Source organism: Brevundimonas sp., from assembly GCF_041648115.1.
In the GTDB taxonomy this organism is placed as follows: Bacteria; Pseudomonadota; Alphaproteobacteria; order Caulobacterales; family Caulobacteraceae; genus Brevundimonas.
The window spans coordinates 80430-93327 of the sequence record NZ_JBAZPR010000012.1; the positions used below are offsets into that span (position 1 = coordinate 80430).

Annotated in this window: 14 protein-coding genes and 1 pseudogene; 5 read left to right on the forward strand and 10 right to left on the reverse strand. The window is 67.2% G+C overall.

Annotated elements, in window-relative coordinates:
* The first annotated feature begins 13 nt into the window (after nucleotides 1–13).
* The 3 genes from WC597_RS12405 (at nucleotide 14) to WC597_RS12415 (ending at nucleotide 1950) form a co-directional block, all read left to right on the forward strand.
* Nucleotides 14–544 (forward strand): CHAP domain-containing protein, encoded by a 531-nt coding sequence (locus tag WC597_RS12405; protein WP_372693607.1) that lies wholly within the window; start codon nucleotides 14–16, stop codon nucleotides 542–544.
* A gap of 49 nt (nucleotides 545–593) precedes the next feature.
* Complete coding sequence (locus WC597_RS12410; protein ID WP_372693608.1) at nucleotides 594–1391, forward strand: tryptophan 2,3-dioxygenase; 798 nt, start codon at nucleotides 594–596, stop codon at nucleotides 1389–1391.
* Nucleotides 1392–1464: 73 nt separating this feature from the next.
* The gene (locus WC597_RS12415; RefSeq protein WP_372693609.1) at nucleotides 1465–1950 is read left to right on the forward strand and encodes a PA2169 family four-helix-bundle protein; all 486 of its coding nucleotides are present in this window, start codon (nucleotides 1465–1467) and stop codon (nucleotides 1948–1950) included.
* Between the two features lie 108 nt (nucleotides 1951–2058).
* On the opposite strand, the gene rplS is transcribed toward WC597_RS12415, so the two are convergent.
* The 5 genes and pseudogenes from rplS to WC597_RS12440 form a co-directional block, all read right to left on the reverse strand.
* Entirely contained in the window at nucleotides 2059–2481 is a 423-nt protein-coding gene (rplS, locus tag WC597_RS12420) for a 50S ribosomal protein L19 (RefSeq protein ID WP_159847760.1), read from the reverse strand.
* Between the two features lies 1 nt (nucleotide 2482).
* Entirely contained in the window at nucleotides 2483–3208 is a 726-nt protein-coding gene (gene trmD / locus WC597_RS12425) for a tRNA (guanosine(37)-N1)-methyltransferase TrmD (RefSeq protein ID WP_372693610.1), read from the reverse strand.
* Nucleotides 3209–3246: 38 nt separating this feature from the next.
* Nucleotides 3247–3657, reverse strand: a complete 411-nt coding sequence (locus WC597_RS12430) for a GNAT family N-acetyltransferase (protein ID WP_372693611.1) — start codon at nucleotides 3655–3657, stop codon at nucleotides 3247–3249.
* Nucleotides 3654–5500, reverse strand: a pseudogene (locus WC597_RS12435) (DUF885 family protein). The gene WC597_RS12430 and the pseudogene WC597_RS12435 overlap by 4 nt, the downstream one beginning before the upstream one ends.
* Before the next feature lie 61 nt (nucleotides 5501–5561).
* Nucleotides 5562–6029 carry a hypothetical protein gene (locus WC597_RS12440; RefSeq protein WP_372693612.1) on the reverse strand — a complete coding sequence of 156 codons (468 nt, stop codon included), beginning with the start codon at nucleotides 6027–6029 and terminating at the stop codon, nucleotides 5562–5564.
* A 122-nt stretch (nucleotides 6030–6151) separates the two neighbouring features.
* Here WC597_RS12440 and WC597_RS12445 point away from each other — a divergent pair, with 122 nt between their 5' ends.
* Both WC597_RS12445 and WC597_RS12450 read left to right on the forward strand, forming a co-directional pair.
* Nucleotides 6152–6289 (forward strand): entericidin A/B family lipoprotein, encoded by a 138-nt coding sequence (locus WC597_RS12445; RefSeq protein WP_055754663.1) that lies wholly within the window; start codon nucleotides 6152–6154, stop codon nucleotides 6287–6289.
* A gap of 106 nt (nucleotides 6290–6395) precedes the next feature.
* Entirely contained in the window at nucleotides 6396–6788 is a 393-nt protein-coding gene (locus WC597_RS12450; RefSeq protein ID WP_372693613.1) for a YidB family protein, read from the forward strand.
* A gap of 43 nt (nucleotides 6789–6831) precedes the next feature.
* Here WC597_RS12450 and WC597_RS12455 read toward each other — a convergent pair whose 3' ends face one another.
* The 5 genes from WC597_RS12455 to WC597_RS12475 form a co-directional block, all read right to left on the reverse strand.
* Complete coding sequence (locus tag WC597_RS12455) at nucleotides 6832–8199, reverse strand: MFS transporter (protein ID WP_372693614.1); 1368 nt, start codon at nucleotides 8197–8199, stop codon at nucleotides 6832–6834.
* A gap of 43 nt (nucleotides 8200–8242) precedes the next feature.
* Nucleotides 8243–9781, reverse strand: a complete 1539-nt coding sequence (locus WC597_RS12460) for a response regulator (RefSeq protein ID WP_372693615.1) — start codon at nucleotides 9779–9781, stop codon at nucleotides 8243–8245.
* 65 nt (nucleotides 9782–9846) lie between these two features.
* Nucleotides 9847–11463, reverse strand: a complete 1617-nt coding sequence (locus WC597_RS12465; RefSeq protein ID WP_372693616.1) for a YifB family Mg chelatase-like AAA ATPase — start codon at nucleotides 11461–11463, stop codon at nucleotides 9847–9849.
* A gap of 60 nt (nucleotides 11464–11523) precedes the next feature.
* Nucleotides 11524–12477: a glutathione synthase gene (gshB, locus tag WC597_RS12470; RefSeq protein WP_372693617.1), complete on the reverse strand. Its 954-nt coding sequence runs from the start codon at nucleotides 12475–12477 to the stop codon at nucleotides 11524–11526.
* Between the two features lie 173 nt (nucleotides 12478–12650).
* A complete protein-coding gene (locus WC597_RS12475) occupies nucleotides 12651–12845 on the reverse strand; it encodes a Trm112 family protein (RefSeq protein WP_271164955.1) in 195 nt (64 codons plus the stop codon).
* Nucleotides 12846–12898 lie beyond the last annotated feature (53 nt).

The following is a 12898-nucleotide window of genomic DNA, read 5'->3' on the forward strand; positions in this document are numbered from 1 at the left end:
GATACCCCTAAGCATGACGAAACGGCTTAAAGCCGCCGCAGTTGCGGCGACCCTCGGTTTTTTTGCGTTGGGCGCCGTTCCCACCAGCGCAAAGGCTGACGAGCCGTATTGGCAGTGCGTGACCTTCGCGCGCATGTTCTCGGGCATCAATATCTTCGGCGACGCCTGGACCTGGTGGCGTCAGGCCTCCGCCGGCTTCCGCACCGGCAAGGCGCCTGAAACCGGTTCGGTTCTGGTCTTCCGTCCCGAGGGCCGCATGAGCCGGGGTCATGTCGCCGTCGTCTCCGACATCCTGACCGACCGCGTGGTCCGCGTGACCCACGCCAACTGGGGCGGCAGCCGCGGCAAGGTCGAGGAGAACGTCACCGTCGTCGACGTCTCGCCCTCCAACGACTGGTCGCAGGTCAAGGTCTGGTACAATCCGATCAACGACCTGGGCACGACCGTCTATCCGACCTACGGCTTCATCTACAAAGGCGCGCGCGACGCTTTCGACGCGGGCCGTCAGATCGCCGCCAACGCCTCGGCCCAAGGTCAGCATTAAGGGCCAGCACTAAGCTTGCGCCGCTCGCTCCAGCGGGCGATAGGCGGGCATGACCCAATCCAGCGACATCACCTACGCCGGCTATCTGGCGTTGGACAACCTGCTCTCGACCCAGCATCCGCTGTCGGACCAGCACGACGAAATGCTGTTCGTCGTCATCCACCAGACCAAGGAACTGTGGCTCAAGCAGATCCTGCACGAGACGGCCCTGGCCCAGCGCCTGGTGCGCGCCGGCGATCTGGTGCCCGCCTACAAGAGCCTGGCGCGGGTCTCGCGCATCCAGGCGGTGATGACCCATAGCTGGGACATCCTGTCGACCATGACCCCGGCCGACTATCTGCGCTTTCGCGGCTCGCTCGGCTCGTCCTCTGGCTTCCAAAGCGACCAGTTCCGCCGGTTCGAGGCCATGCTGGGCCTGAAAGACGCCAGCTTCCTGAAGTTCCACGAGGATCGCCCCGAGGCGTTAGCCGCGCTCCAGGCCGCCATCGCCGCCCCCAGCCTGTACGACGACGCCCTGGCCCAGATGGCCAAGGCCGGTCTGCCAGTGCCCGCCGAGGTGCTGAACCGCGACGTGACCCAGCCTTACAAGCCTTCGGAAGCCGTCGAGGCGGCCTGGCTGGAGGTCTATCGCGACACCGAGCGTTGGTGGGTCCTGTATCAGCTGGCCGAGAAGCTGGTCGATCTGGACGACGCCCTGCTGACCTGGCGCCACAAGCATGTGGTCACGGTCGAGCGCATCATCGGCCGGCGTCGCGGCACGGGCGGCACGGAGGGGGCGGCCTATCTGGCCTCGACCCTGACCAAGCGCTGCTTCCCCGAGCTGTGGTCCCTTCGCACCAAACTTTGATGTCGCAGGGCGGCAACCTTCGCCGCGCCCGGCCATTTCGCCGTTCGACCGCAACAGCGGAAGGATAGACGAGATGACCAACCCCAACGCCCACGACATCAAGGTTCTGAACGGCCTGATCGAAACGACGCTGGACAGCGCGGACGGCTATCGCGAGGCCGCCGACCAGACGCAGGACCCCCATTACCGCACCCTTTTCCAGCGCCGCAGCGCCGAACGCCAGCAGGTTGCGGACGGCCTGTCCGACGCCATGCGCGGCCTGGGCGGCGATCCCGAGCCGCACGGTTCGATCTTGGCCAAGGCGCACCGCGCCTTCCTGGATGTGAAACACGCCCTGCTGCGCAACGACGATTCCGTCGTCGGCTCGATCAACAGCGGCGAAGGCTTCATCGCTGGCAAATACGAAAAGGCGCTGGAGGATACCGGCATTTCCGCCACCACGCGCGAGACGATCCGGCGGGCCTATGCCGCAGTGAAGACCGAGCATGAGCAGATGGAAGCGCTGAAACACAGTCTGGAAGGCCAGCGCGACGCGGACAACCCGCTCTATCCGCAGTAGCCTCTGACGGCGGAATAGAAAAAGCCCCGGCGTTTCCGCCGGGGCTTTCGTCATTTCAGCACGATCCGCGCTCAAGCAGCGCGAAGCGCGTTAGCGCATAAAAGTGGATTAAGCTTCGTCGCCCTTGGCGGCCGAACCAGTTTCCGGAACCACGGCGCCCTTGACCGGACGCACCGTCTGGCGTTCGGCGATACGGGCCGACTTACCGCGACGATCGCGCAGATAATAGAGCTTGGCGCGACGCACGACGCCGCGGCGCTTCACTTCGATCGACTCGATGTTCGGCGACAGAATGGGGAATTTACGTTCGACGCCTTCGCCGAACGAGATCTTGCGGACCGTGAAGGTTTCGCTGATGCCGCCGCCGTCACGGGCGATGCAGACGCCTTCGAAGGCCTGGACGCGCTCGCGCTCGCCTTCCTTGATCTTTACGTTGACGCGCAGGGTGTCGCCGGGTTGGAAGACCGGGATCTTGCGCTCGCCCAGAACGCGGGCTTTTTCTTCGGCGTTCAGCTGTTGAACGATGTTCATGTCATTTCTCCTCGGGCTTTGCGCCCTTTAGCTGTGATTTGGCGAGATGCGCTTCCCAGAGGTCTGGTCGCCGCTCCCGCGTGGTCTCTTCCCGCTGCGCCTCGCGCCATTTGGCGACCTTCTTGTGGTCGCCCGACACCAGAACCTCGGGTATCTCAAGCCCCTCGAACGTCCGCGGTCGCGTGTACTGCGGGTGTTCCAGAAGCCCATCCTCGAAGCTTTCGGACGACAGGCTGTCTGCCGCGCCAAGCACACCGGGGATCAGTCTTACGCACGCCTCGATCGCGACCATCGCCGCCGCCTCGCCACCGGCGAGAACCGCGTCTCCGACCGAGACCTCCTCGAACCCGCGTGCGTCGAGCACCCGCTGATCCACCCCCTCGAAACGACCGCAAAGCACGACGATGCCGTCGGCCTTGGCCCATTCCTTGACGCGCGCCTGGGTCAGGGGCCGCCCCCTGGCGCTCATGTACAAAAGCGGCCGCTGGGATCCCGACAGGCTATCGACCGCCCGAGCCACCACGTCCGCCTTAAGCACAGCTCCCGGGCCGCCACCCGCAGGGGTGTCGTCCAGGAAGCCGCGCGTATCTGTGGAAAAGGCGCGAATGTCAACCATATCCAGGCTCCACAAGCCTTTCTCGCGCCACGCCGTGCCGATCAGAGACACGCCGAGCGGGCCGGGAAAGGCCTCGGGAAACATGGTCAGGACGGTTGCGGTGAAGGGCATGGCGGCGGCTCATACAACAAACCCGCAGGAAATGCGCGTCAGCGGATCACCTGCGCCATGCCGATGGATTTCGGCGTGGTCGGCTCGAAGCCGTATTGCGCATACAGCCGGTTTGCCTCTCCGTCCGCGATCAGGCTGACGTAGGCGCCCTGCGCATCGCTGCGCAGCCGGTCCATGAGGGCCGTCATGATCGCCTTCCCCATACCGCGCCCCTGATGCGCAGGCTCGATGGCCATATCGACGATCTGGAAGAACAGACCGCCGTCGCCAATGATCCGGCCCATACCGACGGCCCGACCGTCCCGGCGCACCACGACGGCGAACCAGGTGTTGGGCAGGCCCGCGACCGCGTTCGCCTGAGCCTTCGGGCTCAGCCCGGCGTTGATCCTCAGCCGCAGATAGTCGTCTATCGACGGGGTCTCCGCCGTCAGATGATAGTCCTCGATCATGCCGTCGGCGCCCCGCCGCCCGCCGCGATCCAGCCGTCCACCTGGTCTTCCAGCACGTCCAGCGGCACCGAGCCGGAACCCAGGACCACGGCGTGGAAGTCCTTGATGTCGAACCTGTCGCCCAGCGCCGCCTTGGCCCGGTCGCGCAGTTCCTCGATCTTCAGCTCGCCGATCTTGTAGCTGGTCGCCTGGCCGGGGTTGGTGATGTAGCGCTCGACTTCCTTTTCGATGTCGCGGTCCGACAACAGCGAGTTCTGGCGGAAATAGCCCATCACCTGTTCGCGGCTCCAGCGCTTGGCGTGCAGGCCGGTGTCGGTCACCAGCCGCACCGCGCGCCACAGCTCGGTCGAGAGCCGGCCGAAGTCGGAATAGGGGTCCTGATAGAAGCCCATCTCCTTGCCGAGTTGTTCTGCGTAGAGCCCCAGCCTTCGGCATAGGCGCCGTAACCGCCGAACCGGCGGAAACGCGGCAGGCCTTCGATCTCCTGGGCGTAGGCGATCTGGAAGTGGTGGCCCGGCGCGCCTTCGTGATAGCTGATGCCCTCGATCTGGGGCTTCAGCACCTGGGTCATGTCCGACAGGTTGACGTAATAGATGCCCGGCCGCGACCCGTCCGGCGCCGGCGAGTTGTAGAAGGCGATCGAGGCCGTCGCCTCGCGGAACGGCTCCACCGCCCGCACTTCCAAGGCCGCCTTGGGCAGGGTCGAGAACCACTGCGGGGCCGCCGCCATCACCTGGGCGATGAAGGCCCGCGCGTCGGTCAGATACTGTTCCTTGCCCTCGGCCGTGTTCGGATACTGGAAGCGCGGATCGGTCTTCAGGAAGGCGAAGAAGTCCTGCAGCGTGCCGGTGAAGCCGACCTGGGCCTTGATGACTTCCATCTCGGCCTGGATGCGGGCGACCTCGTCCAAACCGATCCGGTGGATCTGGTCGGCGGTCAGGTCGGTGGTGGTCGAGAGCTGGAGCCGGGCGTTATAATAGGCCTCGCCCTGCGGCAGGCGCCATACGCCCGCGTCGCTGTCGGCCTTGGGCTGCACCTCGGCCAGGGCCGTCAGCACGGTCTCGAACCCGGCCTTGTAGGGGCCGGTCAGGGCGGCCCGGCCTTCGCCCAGCAGCCGGTCCTTGGTGGCCGGGTCGGTCTCCAGCGCCGCGACCTTCTTGTTGAAGTCGGCCCAGACCGGATTGTCCGCGCCATCGTCAAAGGGGGCGCCGGTGACGACGTTGCGGGTATTGGCGATGGACGGGGCGAAGACGAAGCGAGGCGAGACCACGCCGGCCGCCGCGCGCTGACGCAGTTCGTCGGCGACCTGATCCATCTGCATTTCGGCGGCACGCAGGCGGGCGACATAGGCCTCCGCATCGGCGACGCTGGAGACACGGTGGTTGTTGATCAGGAAGACGGGCAGGCTGGTGGTCGGATTGCCGTTGGCCGCAAACTGGAAGCCCCAGTCGCGCCACTGGTTCGACAGTCGCGCCTGCTGGACGCCGTATTCGAACATCCGCCACGATAGCCGCGCCTGCGGACCCAGCTTCTGCGGGTCGAACCCAGCCTTCATCTGCGCCAGCTGGGCCTCCTGCAGGACCAAGGCCCGGTCGGCGGCGTCATCCGACACATCGTCCAGCTTGTCGTAGTCGGTCTTGATCCCCAGCGACGTCATCTGCTGCGGGCTCAGCGCGATCCGCGCCTGGAAGGCCTGTTCGAAGAAGGCATTCAGCCGCGCGTCCTCGCTTTGCGCTTCGGCCGCCGGCGCCCCCGTCCCGACAGTCGCCGGCGTTTGGGCCATGGCGGGCGCGGCGGACAACACCGCCATCATGGCGGCGGACGAGATCAGAAGACGACGCATGGAAACCCCCTCGTAAAACAGGGCGGCACCTTCGGGGCAGCCGCCGACCGGCGCAAGCGGTTCAGGAGATCCAGGTGTTGCGGCACTCCGACACGGTCCAGCCGGCGACGCCCGCGCGCAACCGGCACACCACGCCGATGCCGGCCCGCGGACCCTGCACGATGCCGGCCTCTATTAGTGCGCCTTGACCGTCATAGCGCGGGCGCCTGAACTCAACCCACTGGATGCGCGGACGGCCCTCGTCCTGAGGCCGGTCAGCCGCGGCGCCGTAGATTTCCGGGAAGCTGACGCCATACTGGCTCCAGTCGCAGTCCGGCTTCCAGTCGGTGTCCTCATCCAGCTTCAACGGCGGCGCGACGTTGCCGGGACCGAACTGATAATGCTCCCGCGCCACCGCCGCGATCACGGCGCAGTCGTCGTCATTCGTCGCCTGGCTCGACCCTTCGCCTTGAGCGCGGGAAGGCGTCGCGCAGCCTGACAGGACGGCGGCGACCATCACGGAGAACAGTCTTGTCGTGGGGTTTCTCACGTTCTCATCTCCTGAAGGAGCCTGAACAACGCCTCAGGACGCATCTCGCCCATCACCATGCAACCCAAGGCCAGGATCGGCGTTTGGACGGAGCTTGACCATACCAACAAGGGGTTCACACCATGCGCAAGATCATCACTCTGACCATCGTCGCCGCCGCTTTGGCCGTGTCGGCCTGCAACACCATCGCCGGCGCCGGCCGCGATGTCTCGGCTGCCGGTTCGGCCGTGACCACCGGCGCCAACGACGCCAAGAACTAAGGGCTTCGGCGAAAGCTGATGGAAAGGCCCGCCGGACTGCCGGCGGGCCTTTCTCGTATCCGTCGCACGACGGTGTTATGGTGCGCCATCAGACAGGAGATGGACGATGGGCTTTCTCGATAATGTGGTGAAGGGCTTGGGCGACGACGCCGCAGGCGGACTGGGCGACCTGCTCAAGGGCCAGGGCGGCATCGGCGGCCTGGCAGAGAAATTCGGCCAGGCGGGCCTGGGCGACGTGGTCGGCTCCTGGGTCGGCACCGGTCCGAACGCCAACATTTCGCCCGAACAAATCGCCGCCGTCATCGGCACCGGTCCCATCGCCGACATCGCCGCCAAGATGGGCGTCTCGCCCCAGCAGGCCGGCGAAACCCTGGCGGGCCTGCTGCCCGAGGCCATCGACCGCCTGACGCCCGGCGGTCAGATCGACGGCGCCGACGACCTGCTGGGCAAGCTGCCGGGCGGCCTGGGTGACATGATCGGCGGCTTTCTGAAGCGCTGAGGGCGTCAGGACGGCTGACCCTCGGTCGCGGCGACGATGACGGCTATGGCGTCGCCGAAGTCTCCGCCTGCGGTCGCAGTCGGCGCAAAAGGACCCAGCACAGCAAGACTGCAGGCACACCGACCGCAGCCGTCGCGGCGAAGAACAGAGCGTAGGCTTCCATGAGAGGGCGTCCTTTCTCCAGCCCTTCAACGGCGACGCCCGACAAACCCTTCAGGAATTTGCCGAGCAGGGCGTAGAACGAGCTTAACAGGGCATATTGCGTCGCCGTGTAGCCGATGCTGGTCAGGCTGGCCATGTAGGCGACAAGGGCCGCGCCGGCGAAACCTTCGGAGAAGTTTTCCACGAACAGGACGCCGCCGAAGACCGGGGTCGATAGGCCGACGACCGCCATGACCGTATAGCCAAGGTTCGACATCGGTCCGATCAGGGCGCCCAGCAGCAGGGTTTTGCCGAAGCCAAACCGTACTGAGAACAGGCCCCCTGCAGCGATGCCGAGCAACGACGCGACAAGCCCGACGCTCAGGCGCATGGCCCCGACGGTTTCCTTGGCCAACCCCAGGTCGGTGTAGAAGGGGCCAATCATCGGCCCCATGACAAAGTCCGGCAGGCGGTAAAGGCTGATCGCCGCCAGCATCAGGATCGCCGCCCCGCCATGAGTTTTCAGGAAAGTGATGAACGGGCCGACGATGGCGTCGAAAAGGCCACGCGGTGAAAGCAGCGACACCTGTCCCGTTACCTGTTCCAAAGTCCGACGATCCACCGGCTCTTTTGCGAACAAGGTTGCAATAACGGCGATCCCCATCGCCGCGCCATACAGGCCGTAGGCGCCATTCCAGCCGATACCGGAGGCGACGAAGAGGATCAGCGCGTTGCCCGCCAGTATCGCCGCGCGATAACCGAGCTGGAACGCTGAGGTCAGCAGACCCTGATCCTCGTCGCTCTCGGCGCTCTCGATCCGCCAGGCATCGGCGACAATATCCTGTGTCGCGGCCGAGAAGGCTGTCGCCAAGGCCGCCGCGCCCAAAAGGGTCAAGCCGCCTTCTGGTCCGATCAGGGCCATGGCGATCAACGAAAGGCCGACGGCGACCTGGGACAACAACAGCCAGCCCCGACGCCGTCCCAGCCGGCCCAGCAATGGCACATCGACTCTATCGATCACCGGCGCCCACAGGAATTTCAGCGAATACGCCAGGCCTACCCATGAGATGAAGCCGATCGCCGCCAACTCCGTCCCGCCCTCGCGCAGCCACATGCCGAGGGTATTGCCAACCAGCATGAAGGGTAGGCCAGAGCCCAGCCCGATCAGCAGGGTGATGAGCACGCGTCCGCGCCCCAGCGCCTTCAGGACATCAGTTGCTCCGGCCGCCTTTTTGGGGGTGGTCTCTGCGGGGGTGGCTTGGTCGGTCATGCACGGCTCCGGCGCGGCGGCCGGAAACGTGGGCGCCTGTAACTCAGCCGACCTTGGCGCGGATGTCGCGTTTCGTCCAGCGGGCCAGGGCGGCGCGCAGCGCGTCGGCGTCCAGCGGCTTGACGATATGGTCGTCCATGCCGGCCTCCAGACAGGCGCGGCGGTCCTCGGCGAAGGCGTTGGCGGTCAGGGCCAGGATGGGCGTCGTATCGCCCCCGGCGCGGATGGCGCGGGCGGCGGCGGGGCCGTCCATGCCGGGCATCCGCATGTCCATGAAGACCACGTCGTAGCGCGCACGCTTCAGGGCCGCGACGGCCTCATCGCCGGTGGCGGCGGTCTCGACGGTGCAGCCCTCGCGGCGCAACAGGGTGCGGGCCAGAAGCGCGCCGACAGGGTTGTCTTCGGCCAACAGCACGCGAATGCCGGCGAACTGAACGGGCGAGACGCGGTCGTCCTCGACATGGGCCGCGACGGGGGCGGTGGTTCTGTCGCCGGCCTCCGCGCCGACCGCCGCCAAGACCCGCTCGGCCAGGGAGGCGCGACGCAGGGGCTTGATCAGATAGCCGTGAAAGCCGGCGGACCGATAGCGCGCGATCAGATCGCGCTCGGATGGTTTCAGCAGGACGATGCCGCGGCCGGCGGCGGGCAGGGCGGCCAAGGCGCCGGCGGCGACGCCCGCATGATCGACGAGCGTGACAGGCGCCGTGTCCGACACTGCACCGCCAGAGGCCTGGATCTGGGCGCTGGCGGCGGACAGGACGAACGGGTCGGGCGAGCGCACCGCGACCGTATGGTTCCGCAGCGGCTTGTCGCGCGCCACAGCGACGGCGGCGAAGGCGGCTTCGAAGCGGAAGCGGGCGCCCCTGCCGGATGTGCCGCTATCGGGCCGATCCTCGACCCGCACCGATCCCTCCATGGCGGCGGCCAGTTTGCGCACGACGGCCAGCCCCAGGCCGGCGCCGTCATGCCGCACGGCGTCGGAGGAATCGGCGTGACCGAACTCCTCGAAGATGCGTGCGCGGGCCTCGGGCGCGACGCCCGGCCCCGTGTCGTCGACCAGGAAGGCCAGGCGCGGGCGGCCCGCGCTGCCGCCGGCGCGCTCGACCGTGATCCGCACGCCGCCGGTCTCGGTGAACTTCACGGCATTGCCGGCGAGGTTGAACAGCACCTGACGCAGACGGCCTTCATCAGCCAGCACATCGGGCGCGTCGGCGGCGACCGACCAGACGATCTCCAGCCCCTTGTCGTGGGCTCGCGGACTGAGCAGTTCGGCGACGCCGCGTACCAGCCCTTCCAGATCGACCGGCGCCAGGTCGAACTCCAGCGCTCCGGCCTCCAGCCGCGCGAAGTCCAACAGGTCGTTGACCAAACCCAACAGGTGTTCGGCCGATTGGCGGGCGTTCTCGGCATAGGCGCGCTGGGCGCCGTCCAGCCGGGTCCGCTGCAGCAGGTTGATCATGCCGATCACGCCGTTCAGCGGCGTGCGCATCTCGTGGCTCATCAGCCTCAGGAACTGCTGGGCGGGATCGGCAGCCTGAACCGCCTCGTCCTCGATCCGCTTCGTCGCCGTGCGTCGCGCCATGGTCGCTTCCCCGTTCGCGCCGACCCTAACGGCTGCGGGTTAAGGATCCCTCCATTCCCGCCGCATCACGAATGAAGGAAGGGCGCCTGCTCTGCGTCGTCCTCGCGCATTCCGAAGGCTGTATCGCGCGCCGCTACGCGCCGGTCGAAATCGGCCTCGGCCCCGACGGTGTTGCGGCGATAGATCAGGGCCTCGGCGATGTGGCGGCGCAGCACGCCGGTGCAGCCGTCCAGATCGGCGATGGTGCGGGCCAGGCGCAGGGTGCGGGTCCAGCCGCGCGCCGTCAGGCCCCCGGCCTCGCCCGCTCGCATCAACAGCATCCGACCCGCCTCGTCCGGGGTTGCGAACCGGTCCAGCGTGTCGCCGGATGCGCGGGCGTTCAGGCCCTGGGCCGAATCAAGTCCTGCCTCGCGCACCCGGTCCTCCTGCATGGCGCGGGCGGTGGCCACGCGCGCCCGTGCCTCGGCCGTGCCCTCGGCGGGTGGCGGCAGGGCCATGTCTGCGGCGGTGACGGGCGGGGTCTCCACCGTCAGGTCGATGCGGTCGAACATCGGACCCGATACCCGGTTCTGGTAGTCGCGCTGACAACGCGGGGCCTTGCCGCACGCCCCGCGTCCGGCCCCGCCCATGCCGCAGCGACAGGGGTTCATCGCCGCCACCAGCTGGAACCGCGCCGGATAGCGGACATGGGCGTTGGCGCGGGCCACCACGATCTCGCCCGTCTCTAGCGGCGCGCGCAGCGAATCCAGGGCCTGGGCGCTGTATTCCGGCAGTTCATCCAGGAACAGCACGCCGTTGTGGGCCAAGGACGCCTCGCCCGGCTTGGCGCGATGGCCTCCTCCCGTCAGCGCTGCCATCGAGGCCGAGTGGTGCGGGCTGCGGAACGGTCGATCACGGGTCAGGGCGCCGCGCTCGATCAGGCCCGCGACAGACCAGACCATCGAGGTCTCCAGCAGCTCCTGCGAGGTCAGGGGCGGCAAGAGGCCCGGCAGGCGTTGCGCCATCATCGACTTGCCCGATCCCGGTGGGCCGATGAACAGCAGGTTGTGGCCGCCCGCCGCCGCGATCTCCAGCGCGCGCTTGGCGCTTTCCTGACCCTTGACCTCGCGCAGGTCGGGCACGGCCTTGCCGCTGGCCAGCGGACCGGGCTCAGGCGCGCGCAGCACCTGGGTCCCCTTGAAATGATTGACCAAGGCGATCAGCGAGCGCGGGGCCAGGATGCGCGCGCCGCCCGCCCAGGCCGCCTCCGGCCCCGTCGCCTCGGGACAGATCAAACCCAGGCCCATGGCGTCGGCGGCGACAGCGGCCGGCAGGGCGCCGCCGACCCGCGCGATCTGCCCGTCCAGCCCCAGTTCGCCGATGGCGGCCCAGCCGTCCAGGGCGTCGGGCGCGATCACCCCCATCGACGCCATCAGAGCGAGGGCGATAGGCAGGTCGAAATGGCTGCCTTCCTTGGGCAGGTCGGCGGGGGCCAGATTGGCGATGATCCGCGCCGCCGGCAGGGCCAGGCCGATGCCGGAAAAGGCCCCGCGCACCCGTTCACGGCTTTCGGCCACCGCCTTGTCCGGCAGGCCGACGATGGTGAAGACCGTCTCGCGGTTCTGACCGACCAGCTGGACCTCGACGTCCACGCGCCGGGCCTCCACCCCATCGAAGGCGACCGTGACAACCCGTGCGACCATGACGTCCTCCCGCTTTCGCGACAGAACGAACCATGAACTGAAATCTAATTCAAGTGGCGGTCACGCAACCTGTGCGGCGCAACGGGCTTCGATGGCGTCCCACATCAGGGCCGTGGCGTCGATGCCGGTGAAGGTCTTCAACTGCTGGGCGCCGGTCGGGGAGGTGACGTTGATCTCGGTCAGATAATCGCCGATCACGTCGATGCCGACGAAGATCAGACCGCGTTCCTTCAGCGTCGGGCCGATGGCCTTGCAGATTTCCAGATCGCGCGGTGTCAGTTCGACCGGCATGGCGGTGCCGCCGACGTGCAGGTTGGAGCGCACGGCGCCCGCAGCCGGCACGCGGTTGATGGCACCGACCGGCTCCCCGTCGATCAGGATGATCCGCTTGTCGCCCTTGGACACGGCGGGGATGAACTTCTGGATCACCAGCGGGTCGCGGCTGGCGCCGGCGTGGATCTCGATCAGGGCGTCCAGATTGGGATCGTCGGCGCGCAGCTTGATCACGCCAGAGCCGCCGTTGCCGTGCAGCGGCTTCAGCACGACCTCGCCGTGCTTCTTGTGGAAGGCGGTCAGGGCGACGGGGTCGGCCGAGATCAGGGTCGGAGGCTGCAGGCCGGGGAAGGCGGTGACCATCAGCTTCTCGGGCGCCGACCGCACCTGGGCCGGGTCGTTGACCACCAGGGTCCGTGGATGCACCGTCTCCAGCAGATAGGTGGCGGTGACATAGGCCATGTCGAACGGCGGATCCTGACGCATCAGGATGACGTCCACGTCCTCGGCCAGGTCCAGCGTCTCCCAGTCGCCGAAATCGACGTGGTTTCCGACCTCGCGTCGTACGGTGATCGACCGTGCGCGGCAGTAGAGGCGGCCCTCCTCCAGCGCCAGGGTGCGGAAGTCATAGACCCACTGTTTATGCCCGCGTGCCTGGGCCGTCTCGGCCATCAGGAAGGTGGTGTCCCCGGCGATGTCGATGGCCTCGATCGGGTCCATCTGGATGGCGACTCTGAGCATGAACAGATCCTCGGCGCGGGGGGAACGGGTGAAAGTGATTTTCCCACCCCGTCATCCTCGGGCCTGTCCCGAGGATCCATACACTCCGTCGAAACCGGGGGAGCACGACATGAACCGAGAGTATGGATTCTCGCCACAAGGGCGAGGATGACGAGGGGAGGGTAGGCGAGAAATCAATCCAGCTGACGCGCTTCCTCGGCCAGCATGATCGGCACGCCCTCGCGGATCGGATAGGCCAGTTTGGCACCGGCAGAGATCAGCTCGCCCGCGTCGCGGTCGTAGGTCAGCTTGCCGCGTGTGACCGGGCAGACCAGCACTTCGAGCAGGCGCGGATCGACCGAAACAGGGGTGTTGAAGGCGTCACTCATTTTTTGGGCCTATCGCGCTGGCGCTACTTGAGGCCGTTGTAGGGGGGCTTGCT

Coding starts and splice junctions, on each gene's coding strand:
- WC597_RS12415 (WP_372693609.1), top strand. CDS start 1,465: ATGACCAACCCCAACGCCCACGACATCAAGGTTCTGAACGGCCTGATC.
- WC597_RS12410 (WP_372693608.1), top strand. CDS start 594: ATGACCCAATCCAGCGACATCACCTACGCCGGCTATCTGGCGTTGGAC.
- WC597_RS12405 (WP_372693607.1), top strand. CDS start 14: ATGACGAAACGGCTTAAAGCCGCCGCAGTTGCGGCGACCCTCGGTTTT.
- WC597_RS12445 (WP_055754663.1), top strand. CDS start 6,152: ATGCGCAAGATCATCACTCTGACCATCGTCGCCGCCGCTTTGGCCGTG.
- WC597_RS12475 (WP_271164955.1), bottom strand. CDS start 12,845: ATGAGTGACGCCTTCAACACCCCTGTTTCGGTCGATCCGCGCCTGCTC.
- WC597_RS12455 (WP_372693614.1), bottom strand. CDS start 8,199: ATGACCGACCAAGCCACCCCCGCAGAGACCACCCCCAAAAAGGCGGCC.
- WC597_RS12450 (WP_372693613.1), top strand. CDS start 6,396: ATGGGCTTTCTCGATAATGTGGTGAAGGGCTTGGGCGACGACGCCGCA.
- WC597_RS12430 (WP_372693611.1), bottom strand. CDS start 3,657: ATGATCGAGGACTATCATCTGACGGCGGAGACCCCGTCGATAGACGAC.
- rplS (WP_159847760.1), bottom strand. CDS start 2,481: ATGAACATCGTTCAACAGCTGAACGCCGAAGAAAAAGCCCGCGTTCTG.
- WC597_RS12460 (WP_372693615.1), bottom strand. CDS start 9,781: ATGGCGCGACGCACGGCGACGAAGCGGATCGAGGACGAGGCGGTTCAG.
- gshB (WP_372693617.1), bottom strand. CDS start 12,477: ATGCTCAGAGTCGCCATCCAGATGGACCCGATCGAGGCCATCGACATC.
- WC597_RS12465 (WP_372693616.1), bottom strand. CDS start 11,463: ATGGTCGCACGGGTTGTCACGGTCGCCTTCGATGGGGTGGAGGCCCGG.
- trmD (WP_372693610.1), bottom strand. CDS start 3,208: ATGCCCTTCACCGCAACCGTCCTGACCATGTTTCCCGAGGCCTTTCCC.